Raw genomic sequence first — 13,382 nt, forward strand, 5'->3', positions numbered from 1 at the left:
GCCATCGATTCGGTCAGTCGGGGGAGTTTTCCCTGTAAATTCTACGTCTCGTCGGACTCAAACGTAGACGCCCTAAACTGGAAAACACGTGCGTACGGCTGTTCGTTCGCTGAGAAAAAGAGATTGGACCCAGCATGACGACTGGCAGAACTGTCCTTGTCACCGGAGGAAACCGCGGCATCGGATTCTCTATCGCGGAGGAGTTCATCAGGCAGGGACACCGCGTCGCGGTCACCGCCCGCTCCGGGGACGGCCCCAGCGGCAGCCTGACGGTGCGCGCGGATGTGACGGACGCCGCATCCATCGACGCCGCGTTCACCGAGATCGAGGCGGCGCTTGGCCCCGTCGAGGTGGTTGTCGCCAACGCGGGCATCACCAGGGACATGCTGCTGATGCGCATGAGCGAAGACGACTTCACCTCGGTCATCGACACCAACCTCAGCGGCGCCTTCCGAGTCGTGAAGCGTGCGTCCAAGGGGATGCTCAAGGCCCGGTTCGGCCGCATCGTGCTGATTTCCAGCGTGGTCGGCCTGTACGGCTCCGCGGGACAGGTCAACTACTCCGCCTCGAAGAGCGGTCTGATCGGCCTCGCCCGTTCGGTGACCCGTGAGCTGGGCGGGAGGGGCATCACGGCCAACGTCGTCGCACCGGGTTTCATCGAAACCGATATGACCGCAAAACTCTCCGAGTCGCAGCAGGCCGACTACAAGCGCAGCATCCCGGCGGGACGATTCGCGACTCCGGTCGAGGTGGCTCGGGTTGTCACCTGGCTTGCCGGGGACGACGCCGGGTACATCTCCGGCGCGGTCATCCCCGTCGACGGCGGACTGGGGATGGGGCACTAACCGCGCAGACCGAGTATCGGCAGGACCTGGCTCAGGTCGCGGGTATCCAGGGCCAGGTCCGCCTGCGCCCTCACGATCGGTTGCGCGTTGAAAGCGATACCCAGACCGGCTGCCCGCATCATCGTGAGGTCGTTTGCTCCGTCGCCGACGGCGACGGTCTGGGGCAGGGCTACGCCCTCGAGGGCGGCCCACTCCCGCAGGGCCGCGGCCTTGGCGGCGGCGTCGATGACGGGTCCGACCAGGCCGCCGGTGAGGCGACCGTCGGCCACCTCCAGCCGGTTCGCCCGCCAGTGATCGAGGCCGAAGGCGGCAGCGAGCGGGTCGAGCACCTCGTGGAAGCCGCCCGATACCACCCCGATTCTGCTGCCCCGGGCGTGCAGGCCGTCGATGAGTTCCTGCACCCCGGGAGTCGGGCGGACGAGCCGCCCGACCTCCGCGAAAACATCCGTGGACAGTCCGGCCAGAGTCTTGACCCGGAGCCGTAGACTCTGCGCGAAATCGATCTCGCCGCGCATGGCCTGCTCGGTCACCTCGGCGACGAGGGCCAGCGAGCCGGCCGCATCCGCGAGCAGCTCAATGACCTCGTCTTCGATCAGGGTGGAATCGGCGTCCAGGACGACGAGGAAACGAACGAACTCGGTCACGGGTGGACGTGGACTCCCTTGCCGACGACGGTGATGCCGGACTCGGTGACGCTGAAGCCCCGTGCGCGGTCCCGCTCACGATCAATGCCGACTTCCGCTCCGGCGGCGACCACCACGTCCTTGTCCAGAATCGCCCGACGCACGGTCGCACCCGGTTTGATCTGCACCCGGTCGAAAACGATCGAGTCCACCACCTGGGCGCCGGAATCGATGGCGGCCCAGGGGCCGAGAACGCTGCGTTCGATGTGCGCTCCCGAAATGACGCAGCCGAGGGAAACGATCGAGTCGATCATGGTGCCGAGGAAGCCGCGTCCGTCCCGGACGAACTTCGCCGGCGGAGAGTTGAGCTGCTGGCTGAAGATGGGCCACTTCTGGTTGTAGAGGTTGAAAACGGGCAGTGCGCTGATCAGGTCCTGGTGTGCCTCGAAGAAGGAGTCGATGGTACCCACGTCGCGCCAGTAGTCGCAGTCGCGGTCGGTGGATCCGGGGACGTCATTGAGCTTGAGGTCGTAGACGCCGGCCTCACCGCGGGACACGAAGTCGGGAATGATGTCGCCACCCATGTCGTGGCTCGAGTCGGCGCGTTCGCCGTCGCGCAGGACGGCCTCGATCAGCGCCTCCGTGTTGAAAACGTAGTTGCCCATGGACGCGAAGACCTCGTGCGGGGCATCGGCGAGGCCGACGGCATCCTTCGGCTTCTCGCGGAAATCACGGATGCGGTCCGGCGTCGCCGCGTCGACCTCGATGACGCCGAACTGGTCGGCCAGACCGATCGGCTGACGGATGGCCGCGACGGTTGCGGCGGCTCCGGAGGCGATGTGAGCCTCGATCATCTGACTGAAGTCCATCCGGTAGACGTGGTCGGCTCCGACGACGACGACGATGTCGGGCTTCTCGTCATGGATCAGGTTGAGGCTCTGCAGGATCGCGTCCGCGGATCCGCTGAACCAGCGCTTGCCGAGGCGCTGCTGCGCCGGCACCGATGCGATATAAGAGTTGAACAGGCCACCAGAAACGTGCCAGGTCTGGGAGACGTGACGGTCAAGGCTGTGGGACTTGTACTGGGTGAGAACCACGATCTGGGTGAGGCCCGAATTGATCAAATTCGACAGCGCGAAGTCGATCAGCCGGTAATGACCCCCGAAAGGAACGGCCGGTTTCGCACGGTCCTCCGTCAACGGCATGAGCCGTTTTCCTTCTCCGCCGGCGAGCACGATTCCAAAGATCTTCTTTGACTGCATGTCTTTACAGTAGGGCCATTCGTCACGTCGATCCAGCACGAGTGGGTGTGCCTCCGGCCAGCCTGCGCTAGCTTTGCCTCATGCGAGTGGATCTGTTGACCAAGGAATACCCCCCGGAGATTTATGGCGGAGCAGGCGTGCATGTGGCGGAGCTTGTGAAGGCCCTTCGCACCGACATCGACGTCTCCGTGCGATGTTTCGGCGCGCTCCGCGACGCCGTCGACACCCACGCGTATGAGGTGCCGGCGGAACTGGCCGGCGCGAATGCGACGCTGGCCACGCTCGGCGTCGACCTCCAGATGGCGCAGGACGTGCAGGGCGCCGACATCGTGCACTCCCACACCTGGTACGCCAACGGCGCCGGTCACCTCGCGAAGCTCCTGCACGGGATTCCGCACGTTGTGACCGCGCACAGCCTCGAGCCGCTCCGCCCGTGGAAGGCCGAGCAGCTCGGCGGAGGCTACCGGGTCTCCAGCTGGATCGAACGCACCGCCTTCGAAGCCGCGGATGCCGTCATCGCCGTCAGCGGTGGGATGCGCCGCGACATCCTGCGCAGCTATCCAGCACTTGACGCTGCTCGGGTGCACGTCGTCTACAACGGCATCGACCTCAAACGGTGGAAGCCCACGGACGACCGGGACACCGTGCGGGCACTGGGCATCGACCCGGATCGACCGGTCGTGGTCTTCGTGGGCCGCATCACCCGGCAGAAGGGGCTTCCCTACCTGCTCCGCGCGGCAGCCCTGCTGCCACCGGAGGTGCAGCTGGTGCTCTGCGCCGGCGCCCCCGACACCCCGGGCATCCTGGCCGAGGTCACGGCCGGGGTCGAGGCCCTCCAGCGCGAACGCTCCGGCGTGGTCTGGATCGATCGCCTCCTGTCGCAGCACGACCTGGCCGCCGTGCTCACTGCCGGCACCGTCTTCGTTTGTCCGTCGGTCTACGAACCGCTCGGCATCGTCAATCTGGAGGCTATGGCCTGCGGGCTGCCGGTCGTCGGGACGGCCACCGGGGGCATCCCCGAGGTGGTCGCCGACGGCGTGACCGGCCGGCTCGTGCCCATCGACCAGGCCACCGACGGAACCGGAACTCCCATCGATGCCGACCTTTTCGTCTCAGACCTGTCGCGCACCCTGATCGAGGTCCTCGCCGACCCGGCCAACGCCGCCGCGATGGGCCGAGCCGGCCGGGTCAGGGCCGAGCAGATGTTCAGCTGGACCCAAATCGCCACCCGCACCCGGGAGATCTACGCCTCACTACTCTGAGTAGGGCTCCGACTAACCGCCCAAACGGGTGCTGCAGGAATGCCCGGCACCCGTTTCGCGTGTCTGGGCATCGGCGGCGGCAGATAACATGGCTTTATGGTCAACGTTCTCCACTTCACCGACGTCTCCGTCGTCCGGGATGGCACACCCATCCTCGACTCAGTGAACTGGAGTGTTGATGACGACCAGCGCTGGGTGATCCTGGGCCCGAACGGCGCCGGCAAGACCACGCTGCTGCAGATCGCCGCCGCCCTCATCCACCCGTCGAGCGGAAGTGCCGTGGTTCTTGACGAACCGATCGGACGCACCGACCTCTTCGAGCTGCGGCCGCGGATCGGGTTCGCCTCGACGGCGATGGCCCGCCGGGTCCCCGCGAACGAGAAGGTCCTCGATGTGGTGATGACGGCCGCGTACTCCGTCACCGGGCGCTGGACCGAAGAGTACGAAGCCATCGATGAGCGCCGCGCCCAGCGGGTGCTGGGCGAGTGGAAGCTCGATACTCTGTCCGACCGTAAGTTCGGCACGCTGAGCGACGGCGAGCAGAAGCGGGTGCAGATCGCGCGGTCCATCATGACCGACCCCGAGGTTCTGCTTCTGGATGAGCCGGCCGCCAGCCTCGACCTCGGCGCGCGCGAGGAACTGCTGCAGCTCCTCGGCGGCTACGCGAGCGAGTCGGGGTCGCCGGCGATCATCATGGTCACCCACCACGTCGAGGAAATCCCCCTCGGCTTCACGCACGTCCTGCTCCTGTCCAACGGCCGCATCGTCAGCGCCGGGCCCATCGCCGACGCGCTGACCGCGGAGTCACTGACCGAGGCGTTCGGTCTGTCCATCGAGTTGCACGAGACCGACGGACGTTTCAGCGCCCGCGCGATCTGACCGCCACCGGATGGCGGTCACAGCCAGTGGATTCTGCTAAACTCGACAGTCGGTCCTTGGGCCGCACGGTTTTTCCTGCCGCACTTGGCGAGTCTGTACTCGCTAATCGAAGCGCAACTCACCAATCGAACAGCAATAAGGAAGTCTTCATGAAGTCTGACATTCACCCCACGTACGCTCCCGTGGTTTTCCGCGACCTCGCGTCGGGTGCGACGTTCCTTACCCGTTCGACGGTCTCCAGCTCCAAGACCATCGAGTGGACCGACGGAACCACGTACCCGGTCATCGACGTTGAGATCTCGTCGGAGTCGCACCCGTTCTACACCGGCAAGCAGCGGATCATGGACTCCGCCGGCCGCGTCGAGAAGTTCAACTCGCGTTACAAGGGCTTCGGCAAGTAGAACCGCGCCATACCGCGGCATCCTGCACATCGAAAGGGCGACCAGCTTCGGCTGGCCGCCCTTTCGATGTTGCTGCTCTGGGTCTGGTGTCGCTGTTGCTCGGGTGCTGCCGGGTCAGCGTTCGGGCCAGCCGCCCGCCGCGACGAACGCGGGGTCGCGTTCGCGGCGCATGTAGGCCTGGAAGCTTTCCGCCTGCTGTACGGACCACTGTGCCTGGAGCAGGTGCAGCTCGCCGACTGTGACCGGCAGGGTCTTCAGATGCGCCCGGGCGATGGCCTGGGCTACTCGGCCGGCCGCGATCGCATCCGCCCCGGAGTCGTGCGCGTCATCGAGGGGCACACCGTAGAACGCACTGGTCACTGCAAGGGTGCGCTTGCCCTTGCGGTACCGGTCGAGGGCCTTGTCGATGACGAGCGGGTCGACCACCGGCGACGGTGAGACCAGCGGGGCAACCCCGTAGCGAATCGACTCGCGGTTGAGCAGGGTGAGGTCGTAGGGCGCGTTGTACGCCACCAGAGGAAGACCCCGGGCGAGGTGCTCCCGGATCGTCGCGACGATCTCGGCCACCCCGTCGGCGGCGACCCGGCCGTTCGCGGCGGCATGCTCGGTCGTGATGCCGTGCACGGTGGTGGCCTGGGCCGGGATCTCGATTCCGGGATCCAGGAGCCAGTCCACGCGTTCGAGCACCTCCCCGGTCACATCGATGATCGCGACGGTGGCCGACACAATGCGGCTCGTCTCCACGTCGATGCCGGTCGTCTCAAGGTCGAAAACGGCGAGGGTGTCACTCCAGTTGCTCATGGGGAAAGCCTAGGGCCGACCACCGTCATCCCCGGGCGCCTCGGGCGTCGGCCCGCTGGCAGGCCGGCCAGCACCGAGTCTTCGATCCGAAAGGCGATCGGGTTGTGGGAATAGCAGTTGAGGTCCGGCTGGTTCAAGAAGAAGCGGTGGTCGTGGAACCGGCGCCGCACGGAGTCGAGGGCCCAGTTCGAGTTCTCCGTGTCTCTGTGGAGATGCGTCCGGCGTAGTCACCGGTCCCGTCGCCGTTGCGGTCTCCGAAGGAGCGCACCATCAGCTCGGAGGACACGGCGCGGCGGTACCAGCGCGGGTCCCGGGTGACGCTTGATCGGGGCGGTGAAGCTCATTGCGTTCCCTCCCGCCCGAGGGCGTCCGGCGATAGCCGTCGGCCGCCCTAAACTTGGGACGATGAATGTTCCTTCGCCCTACGATTCGCAGCTCGTCCGGATCCCTGTCAGGGTCCGGGACGTCCCGGTGCTGGGCAGCGAAACGCGGTATTGGGAGTACGGCGATCCAACCGCGCACACCACCATCGTGATGGTGCACGGCTTCCGCGGCGACCACCACGGCTTGGAGCCCGTGGTCGCCCAGCTTCCTGGATTCCGCATGATCTCACCGGACCTTCCCGGTTTCGGCGAGTCCGGCGTGCTCCAGGGGTGCCGACACGACATCGCGGGCTACGGCCGGTGGCTGGCCGAGTTCGTGGCAGCTCTGGGTCTGACCGGGCGCAGGGTGGTGCTCGGGCACTCGTTCGGGTCGATCATCGTCGCGGCATCCGTCGCAGGGGGACTGCACGCCGACGACGTGGTTCTGGTGAACCCCATCGCCGCACCTGCCCTGGCCGGGCCGCGCGGCATCCTCACCCGCTTGGCGGTGTTCTACTACCGGGTGGCCGCGCGGCTGCCCGAACGGCTCGGCTTTGCCCTGCTGCGCAACCGCGTCATCGTCCGCGTGATGAGCGTGACCATGGCGAAGACGGGGGACCCCGAGCTGCGCCGTTGGATCCACAACCAGCACGACCGCTACTTCTCCGCCTTCGCGGATCGCCGGGTTGTGCTGGAAGCCTTCACCGCATCGGTCGGCTCCGACGTCAGCGAGTTCGCCGGTCGCATCCCGCAGCGCACGCTGCTGATCGCGGCGGAGAAAGACGACATCACGCCGGTCGCAGCGCAATACCGGCTGCAGAAGCTGTTTTTCGATGCCACCCTGCAGGTTATCCCCGACGTCGGCCACCTGATCCACTACGAGGTGCCGGCGCAGGCGGCGGACGCCCTGCGCCGCTTCCTCGGCGAAGGGGAGACGAAGTGAGAATCGTGTTCGATTGCCGCTACACCCGATTCGACCGGCACGACGGCATCAGCCGGTACACGGCCGGGCTGGTCACGGAATTGGGCAAGCTCCACCCGGTCACCATGCTGATCAATGACCACCGGCAGCTCGACCTGCTTCCGGATCTGCCCTGGCAGCTCGTGAGTGCCCCAACCAGCATCCGGGAGCCGTTCATCGCCCTCCAGATCAACCAGCTGAAGCCCGACGTCGTGTTCTCTCCGATGCAGACGATGGGATCCTGGGGCCGGAAGTACCGGCTGCTCCTCACCGTGCACGACCTGATCTACTACCGCAATCGCACCCCGCCGCGGGACCTGCCCGGTTTGCTGCGCCTGATTTGGCGGCTGTATCACCTATCGTGGTGGCCGCAGCGGATGCTCCTGAACCGGGCCGACGGCGTCGTCACCGTCTCCGAGACTACCCGGGACCTGATCCGGGACAACCGTCTGACGCGGCGGCCGGTCACGGTCATCCACAACGCCGCCGACACGCGGTCGACGCCGCCCGCCGGACGTGCCGCTGCGGAAACGGGTCGCCTGGTCTACATGGGCTCGTTCATGCCGTACAAGAACGTGGACACTCTGGTGCGCGCAGCCGCGGAACTACCGGGCCATGAGCTCCACCTGATGAGCCAGGTGAGCGACCAGGAACGGGAACGCCTGACCGCCCTGGCGCCGCAGGCGACGCTGGTGTTCCACAACGGCGTCACCGACGAGGAGTACCTGCGGGTGCTGGGCTCCGCGACCGCGCTGGTCACGGCGTCTCTGGACGAGGGCTTCGGCATCCCGCTCGTCGAGGCGATGAGCCTCGGCATCCCCGTCGTGGTGAGCGACATCCCGATCTTTCGCGAGATCGGCGGCGACGCTGCGCTCTACTTCGACCCGGCCAGCACCGACGCGCTCGCCCTGGCCGTGCGGCGGCTGGGCGCGGGGGAGTGGGCGGCCCGCTCCACAGCCTCCGTCATCGAGGCGGAACGCTTCACCTGGCGCGATTCGGCCCGGCGGCTCCTGGAACTGCTCACCGGCACCGATACCGCGGATGACTCCGGCACGCGGACCGAGACGGCTACGGGCCCCGGCATCGACGCGGAGCAGCCGGTTCAGCCTGTGTAGTGCGTGTTCTCGGCTCGGCCGCGCAGGGTGGCGTCGAAATGCGTTAGCCCCAGCCGACCGTCCCGCCAGACGAAGTCGTGCACCGAGCCGTTGGCGATGATCTCGTTCTGGCGCGGCCGTTCCCCGGCCGTGCTATGGCGCAGCAGGGTTCCGATCACCCCGCCGTGACAGACGACCAGCACAGACTGTCCGGGGCGCGCGGCGGCCAGCAGCCCGAAGGCCGGCAGCACCCGGTCGAGCACCTCCTGGCGCGTCTCGAGGCCGGGAACGGGCACGTCGTCGGGAAAGCGACGCTGTCGTTCGGCGAACGTGAGTCCCTCGATCTGGCCGTGATGGCGCTCGGTGAGCTCCGGGATGACCTCCGGGCTCGGCAAGCCGAGCTCGCCGGCGATGATCCGGGCCGTCTCGTGGGCACGGTCCAGAGGGCTCGTCACGATGGTGTCCCAGCGCCGGGATCTCAACCTCAGGCCTGCCTCGGCGGCCTGCGCCCGGCCGGTCGAGTTGAGGGGGATGTCTGTGCTGCCCTGGATCCGCGTGTGCAGGTTCCACTCGGTCTGTCCGTGCCGCACGATCGAAAGTCTGGTCATCCTGCCGTTTCCGTTGTCGCGGGGGTGGGGGTGGTGGTGGACCGGGCCTGTTTCACGCCGGTGCGCCGGCGAGGCGGTCGGCCAGCCCCGCCAGCGACTCCGACGTGCCCGCCTCCAGCTTGAGCAGTGCCCGGCCGTCGCCCTTGGTCTCGCCGCGGTTGATCACGACGATCGGCAGCTTGCGGCGCCGGGCCTGTTCCAGCAGACGGATGCCCGAGTTCACAAACAGGGACGAGCCGGCGATGACCAGGGCCTCCGCACCGGTGACGAGCGCCGTGGCCTCGGTGAACTTCACCGTCGGCACCAGCTCGCCGAAGAAGACGACGTTGGGCTTGAGCATACCGCCGCAGACCGTGCAGTCGGGAATGGTGAAACCGTCGATGTCGGACACCTCCGCATCGCCGTCGGGGGCTGTGCGCACGTCGCCCGGTGTCATCAGTGTCGGGTTGGCCGCTTCGAGGCGCGCGGCCACACTGTCGCGGCCGAATGCCTGACCGCAGTCCAGGCAGACGACGAGGTCCAACGACCCGTGCAGGTCCACGACGTGCCGCGACCCGGCGCGGGTGTGCAGGCCGTCCACGTTCTGCGTGATGACCCCGCTGATCAGTCCGCTCTGCTCCAGCCGGGCGAGGGACCGGTGCCCGAGGTTGGGCTCCGCAGAGCGGAACCGGTGCCAGCCGAGGTGGCTGCCGGCCCAATAACGCTTGCGCGCCCGCTCGTCGCCGACGAAGGTCTGAAAGTTCATCGGGGTGCGCACGGGGGCACCCTTCCCACGGTAATCGGGAATGCCGGAATCGGTGCTCAGACCGGCTCCGGTCAGCACCGCGATGTGGCGACCGCGGAGCACCTCGGCCACGGCATCCAGAGCGGCGGCAGCGGCGCCGACGGCGACCGGAAGCGTTTCGGTGGTCATGGAGCTCCATCCTGTGTACACCGAGTCTAAACTCGCCGGTTTTCGACTGGGGGAGGGAACTGGCAGGCTGGACGGATCATCCCCGTGAAAGGCGTCCCGCTGTGCAGATCGTCCCCATCGAAAACCTTGACCTGCCCGGTCTCGCCGACTACTCGCGCTTGACAGATGTCGCGCTCCGCCGTGTCTCCGAACCGGCCGGCGGGCTGTACATCGCCGAGTCCAGCAAAGTCATCACCCGAGCCCTCGCGGCCGGCCACCGCCCGCGGTCCGTGCTACTGCAGCAGCAGTGGCTGCCCGACGTGCTGCCGCTGCTCGCGGACTGGCCGGACGTGCCCGTGTACGTCGGCGCGGCATCCGTTCTCGAACGGCTCACCGGCTACAACCTGCACCGTGGTGCGCTGGCGGCGATGCACCGTCCGGATCTGGCGCCGGTGCACGAGGTGATCCGGGACGCGCGGCGCATTGTGATCCTCGAGGACATCGTGGACCATACCAACGTGGGCGCCATTTTCCGCTCGGTCGCCGGTCTCGGCGCGGACGCCGTCCTGATCACGCCGCGCTGCGCAGACCCGCTCTACCGGCGCAGTGTGCGGGTGAGCATGGGCACGGTGCTTCAGGTGCCGTGGACCCGACTGCCGGAATGGAGCGAGGCCGCCCCGATGCTGCACGGGGCCGGTTTTCACCTCGCGGCCCTGGCACTGTCCGACGACGCTGTCAGCCTCCCGCAGTTCGCCGGGAACGCGCCGGAACGGCTGGCCCTGATTCTCGGCGCCGAGGGCGATGGGCTCAGCACCCAGGCTCTCTCGGCCGCCGACACCGTCGTGACGATCCCCATGCTCCACGGCGTCGACTCGCTCAATGTGGCCTCGGCCAGCGCCGTCGCGCTGTACGCTCTGCGCGTCTGAACGCGGGCGCTTGGTAGAGTCGTCGGATGCCACTGACCCGACGCCAAACGTTCCTTCGCCGTCGGGTTGCCTTCGCGGCGGCACTGGTTCTCACCCTGGGCGGGGTCGGCTACCTGGCCGGCACGGGGCTGGCCCCGGTGCCGGCCGCGGCCGTCGAACTGATCGAACCGGCCGCGCTCACCCAGCCGGCCGCCGAGCTGATCTGGCCGGATGCCGGTGCGGGCGCCATCGGTGCGGTCGGCTACCCGGGGCTGCTCGGTTCCACCGGCGACCAGGAATCGATGCCGATCGCGAGCATCACGAAGATGGTCACCGCACTCGTGCTGCTCGAGGAGAAACCCCTGAGCCTGAACGAGCCCGGCCCGGACATCCGGTTCACCGACGACGACGTCGACATCTACTACGACGTGCTGGCCGAGGACGGCTCGGTCGCGCCCGTGTCCGCCGGCATGGTGCTCAGCCAGCGTGAGGCCTTCGAGGCCATGCTCCTGCCCTCCGCGAACAACTACAGCATTTCACTGGCGATCTGGGCATTCGGTTCCGTGGATGCCTACCTGGCGGAGGCTGAAACCTGGCTGGCCGCGAACGGTCTGACCGACACCGCGGTGGCCGACACCAGTGGGCTGTCGCCGGCCAGCGTGAGCAGCCCGGGCGACCTGGTCAAGATCGGCAAGCTTGTTTTGGCCGACTCCGTCCTGGCCGAGATCGTGTCCATGGAGACGTCCGACCTGCCGACCGTCGGCACGGTCACCAACACCAACAAGCTCCTCGGCTCCAACGGTGTCACCGGGATGAAGACCGGAACCACGGACGAGGCAGGCGCCTGCCTCCTGTATTCGGCCGACTTCACGGTCGGCGGCGAGACCATCACCCTGGTCGGCGTCATGCTCGGCGGCGACACTCATCCCGAGCTGAATGCGTCGATCGTGGACCTGCTCGACAGCGTCGAACCCGGTTTCCGCGCGGTAAGCCTGGCCGACAAGGGTGCCGCCTACGCGACTTACGCCACCCAGTGGGGGCAGAAGAGTCGGGCGGTCGCCGCGGAGGCGGCCTTCGCCGTGGTCTGGTCGGACACGCCCATCACGGCCGTTTCGGCGGCGCGCCCGGTCACCCTCGGGGAGGTCGGCGACTCGGCCGGTGCGATCGACTTCCAGGTGGGGGAGACCACGGTGAGCGTGCCGCTGGTGCTCGAGCGCGAGCTGACCGACCCGGGTGCCGCCTGGCGCTTCACCCACCCGGCCGAGCTGGCCGCGGGCTAGTCGCACGTGAGGCCGGGCCGAGCCCGCGCGTGTGGCCAACTCAGGACATCCGTCGCCTGCACTCACCGGCCACTGCGGACCAGTGCCGAACCGGTGACGATGCCCGCCCCAGCCGGTCGGATCTCCTGAGTTAGCCACATTCCGGCCGGATCCGAAGCAGCGCCTGTCGGGTTCGGGCCCACCTCTCGCGCTCCGCCCCGTAACCCCGTTGCCCGAACGAATTCGACGGAGTTTTTTCACAAACGCGGCCGTAATCAATCGGAAACCCGCATTTTCCCCAGAATCTCCGTCGAATTGGTTCGACACCGGACGCTGGTGACCGGACGCTGGTGACCGGACACCGTCGGCCGGACGCCGGACGCCGGGCGGCGCGGGCTCGCCGCCGCTGAGCCGGTCTAGTGCCGGGGCTGGCTGAACGGCCGGGCATCTGGGCGCTTGGGCAGCACGTGGTCGCCGGAGGACTGGTGCCGGATACGGCGCAGAACCCACGGCAACAGGTACTCCCGCGCCCACTGCATGTCCTCCGTGCGGGCCTCCCGGAAGGTGCGCCCTGGCATTGGCTCGGGCTTCCGGGGTTCGAGGGCATTGGGCACGTTGAGATCGGAAAGCACCATCCGGGCGACGGTATGGTGGCCGAGGGCGTTCAGGTGCAGCCGGTCCGCAGACCACATGCCGGCATCTTGAATCTCGGTCAGCGACCAGAGGTCGGCGACGACACAGTCATACTTCGTCGCGACCGCGCGCAGGTTCTCGTTATAGATCGCGATCTTGCCCCGAATACCACGGAAAACGGGGGAGAAGCCCACATCGGCGCCCGTGAACAGCACGATGGTGGCGTTATCGCGACTCAGCCGGAGCACCTGCTCCTCGACCCGGGCGGCGATGAGGTCGGGGTCGGATCCCGGCCGGAGTACGTCGTTGCCGCCCCCGGAGAAAGTGATCAGATCCGGATGCAGCGCAAGCGCCGTCTCCACCTGTTCCACGCTGATCTGGCGGATCAGCTTGCCCCGCACGGCGAGGTTCGCGTAGGCGAAGTCCGGTGTGCCCTGGCTGAGCACCTCGGCGACCCGGTCCGACCAGCCCCGGTTCCCACCCGGACTCGTCGGCTCGGGATCACCCACCCCCTCGGTGAAGGAGTCCCCGAGGGCGATATAGCGGGACCACGGATGCATCGGCGTCGTCATTGCTCCATTCTCCCCCCGCATCA

The 13,382-nt window shown here is 67.5% G+C and carries 14 protein-coding genes; 8 read left to right on the forward strand and 6 right to left on the reverse strand.

Annotation, left to right across the window (positions count from 1 at the left end; genetic code table 11):
- Positions 1-134: 134 nt before the first annotated feature.
- The gene (gene fabG / locus E3T25_RS08635; protein WP_104102181.1) at positions 135-845 is read left to right on the forward strand and encodes a 3-oxoacyl-ACP reductase FabG; all 711 of its coding nucleotides are present in this window, start codon (positions 135-137) and stop codon (positions 843-845) included.
- On the opposite strand, the gene serB is transcribed toward fabG, so the two are convergent.
- Positions 842-1,489 (reverse strand): phosphoserine phosphatase SerB, encoded by a 648-nt coding sequence (gene serB, locus E3T25_RS08640; protein WP_134373670.1) that lies wholly within the window; start codon positions 1,487-1,489, stop codon positions 842-844. The genes fabG and serB overlap by 4 nt on opposite strands.
- Complete coding sequence (glgC, locus tag E3T25_RS08645; RefSeq protein WP_104102176.1) at positions 1,486-2,730, reverse strand: glucose-1-phosphate adenylyltransferase; 1,245 nt, start codon at positions 2,728-2,730, stop codon at positions 1,486-1,488. The genes serB and glgC overlap by 4 nt, the downstream gene beginning before the upstream one ends.
- A gap of 80 nt (positions 2,731-2,810) precedes the next feature.
- On the opposite strand from glgC, the gene glgA reads away from it, so the two are divergent.
- From glgA to E3T25_RS08660, 3 genes are all read left to right on the forward strand, one after another.
- Positions 2,811-3,992, forward strand: a complete 1,182-nt coding sequence (gene glgA, locus E3T25_RS08650; protein ID WP_134373672.1) for a glycogen synthase — start codon at positions 2,811-2,813, stop codon at positions 3,990-3,992.
- A 96-nt stretch (positions 3,993-4,088) separates the two neighbouring features.
- Positions 4,089-4,871 (forward strand): ABC transporter ATP-binding protein, encoded by a 783-nt coding sequence (locus tag E3T25_RS08655; RefSeq protein WP_104102172.1) that lies wholly within the window; start codon positions 4,089-4,091, stop codon positions 4,869-4,871.
- Between the two features lie 149 nt (positions 4,872-5,020).
- Positions 5,021-5,272, forward strand: coding sequence for a type B 50S ribosomal protein L31 (locus E3T25_RS08660; RefSeq protein ID WP_104102169.1), 252 nt, complete (start codon positions 5,021-5,023; stop codon positions 5,270-5,272).
- 114 nt (positions 5,273-5,386) lie between these two features.
- On the opposite strand, the gene E3T25_RS08665 is transcribed toward E3T25_RS08660, so the two are convergent.
- Complete coding sequence (locus E3T25_RS08665; protein ID WP_104102165.1) at positions 5,387-6,073, reverse strand: 3'-5' exonuclease; 687 nt, start codon at positions 6,071-6,073, stop codon at positions 5,387-5,389.
- 405 nt (positions 6,074-6,478) lie between these two features.
- Between E3T25_RS08665 and E3T25_RS08670 the strand changes: the two genes are divergently transcribed.
- A complete protein-coding gene (locus tag E3T25_RS08670; RefSeq protein WP_134373674.1) occupies positions 6,479-7,378 on the forward strand; it encodes an alpha/beta fold hydrolase in 900 nt (299 codons plus the stop codon).
- Positions 7,375-8,511, forward strand: a complete 1,137-nt coding sequence (locus tag E3T25_RS08675; protein ID WP_104102160.1) for a glycosyltransferase family 4 protein — start codon at positions 7,375-7,377, stop codon at positions 8,509-8,511. Before E3T25_RS08670 ends, E3T25_RS08675 begins: the two co-directional genes overlap by 4 nt.
- On the opposite strand, the gene E3T25_RS08680 is transcribed toward E3T25_RS08675, so the two are convergent.
- Together E3T25_RS08680 and E3T25_RS08685 are read right to left on the reverse strand one after the other, a co-directional pair.
- Positions 8,499-9,098: a histidine phosphatase family protein gene (locus E3T25_RS08680; protein WP_134342867.1), complete on the reverse strand. Its 600-nt coding sequence runs from the start codon at positions 9,096-9,098 to the stop codon at positions 8,499-8,501. The two genes, E3T25_RS08675 and E3T25_RS08680, sit on opposite strands and share 13 nt — an antisense overlap.
- 52 nt (positions 9,099-9,150) lie before the next feature.
- Positions 9,151-10,011 (reverse strand): Sir2 family NAD-dependent protein deacetylase, encoded by an 861-nt coding sequence (locus tag E3T25_RS08685; RefSeq protein WP_104194042.1) that lies wholly within the window; start codon positions 10,009-10,011, stop codon positions 9,151-9,153.
- 101 nt (positions 10,012-10,112) lie between these two features.
- Between E3T25_RS08685 and E3T25_RS08690 the strand changes: the two genes are divergently transcribed.
- On the forward strand, positions 10,113-10,916 hold the full coding sequence (locus E3T25_RS08690) for a TrmH family RNA methyltransferase (RefSeq protein ID WP_104102152.1): 804 nt from the start codon (positions 10,113-10,115) through the stop codon (positions 10,914-10,916).
- A gap of 26 nt (positions 10,917-10,942) precedes the next feature.
- Entirely contained in the window at positions 10,943-12,175 is a 1,233-nt protein-coding gene (locus tag E3T25_RS08695) for a D-alanyl-D-alanine carboxypeptidase family protein (RefSeq protein WP_134373676.1), read from the forward strand.
- 395 nt (positions 12,176-12,570) lie between these two features.
- On the opposite strand, the gene E3T25_RS08700 is transcribed toward E3T25_RS08695, so the two are convergent.
- Positions 12,571-13,359, reverse strand: a complete 789-nt coding sequence (locus tag E3T25_RS08700; protein ID WP_134373678.1) for an SGNH/GDSL hydrolase family protein — start codon at positions 13,357-13,359, stop codon at positions 12,571-12,573.
- Positions 13,360-13,382 lie beyond the last annotated feature (23 nt).

This window comes from Cryobacterium sandaracinum, assembly GCF_004403415.1.
Taxonomy (GTDB): Bacteria; Actinomycetota; Actinomycetes; order Actinomycetales; family Microbacteriaceae; genus Cryobacterium; species Cryobacterium sandaracinum.

Coding starts and splice junctions, on each gene's coding strand:
- E3T25_RS08665 (WP_104102165.1), bottom strand. CDS start 6,073: ATGAGCAACTGGAGTGACACCCTCGCCGTTTTCGACCTTGAGACGACC.
- E3T25_RS08660 (WP_104102169.1), top strand. CDS start 5,021: ATGAAGTCTGACATTCACCCCACGTACGCTCCCGTGGTTTTCCGCGAC.
- glgA (WP_134373672.1), top strand. CDS start 2,811: ATGCGAGTGGATCTGTTGACCAAGGAATACCCCCCGGAGATTTATGGC.
- glgC (WP_104102176.1), bottom strand. CDS start 2,730: ATGCAGTCAAAGAAGATCTTTGGAATCGTGCTCGCCGGCGGAGAAGGA.
- E3T25_RS08670 (WP_134373674.1), top strand. CDS start 6,479: ATGAATGTTCCTTCGCCCTACGATTCGCAGCTCGTCCGGATCCCTGTC.
- E3T25_RS08700 (WP_134373678.1), bottom strand. CDS start 13,359: ATGACGACGCCGATGCATCCGTGGTCCCGCTATATCGCCCTCGGGGAC.
- E3T25_RS08685 (WP_104194042.1), bottom strand. CDS start 10,011: ATGACCACCGAAACGCTTCCGGTCGCCGTCGGCGCCGCTGCCGCCGCT.
- E3T25_RS08695 (WP_134373676.1), top strand. CDS start 10,943: ATGCCACTGACCCGACGCCAAACGTTCCTTCGCCGTCGGGTTGCCTTC.
- E3T25_RS08655 (WP_104102172.1), top strand. CDS start 4,089: ATGGTCAACGTTCTCCACTTCACCGACGTCTCCGTCGTCCGGGATGGC.
- fabG (WP_104102181.1), top strand. CDS start 135: ATGACGACTGGCAGAACTGTCCTTGTCACCGGAGGAAACCGCGGCATC.
- E3T25_RS08680 (WP_134342867.1), bottom strand. CDS start 9,098: ATGACCAGACTTTCGATCGTGCGGCACGGACAGACCGAGTGGAACCTG.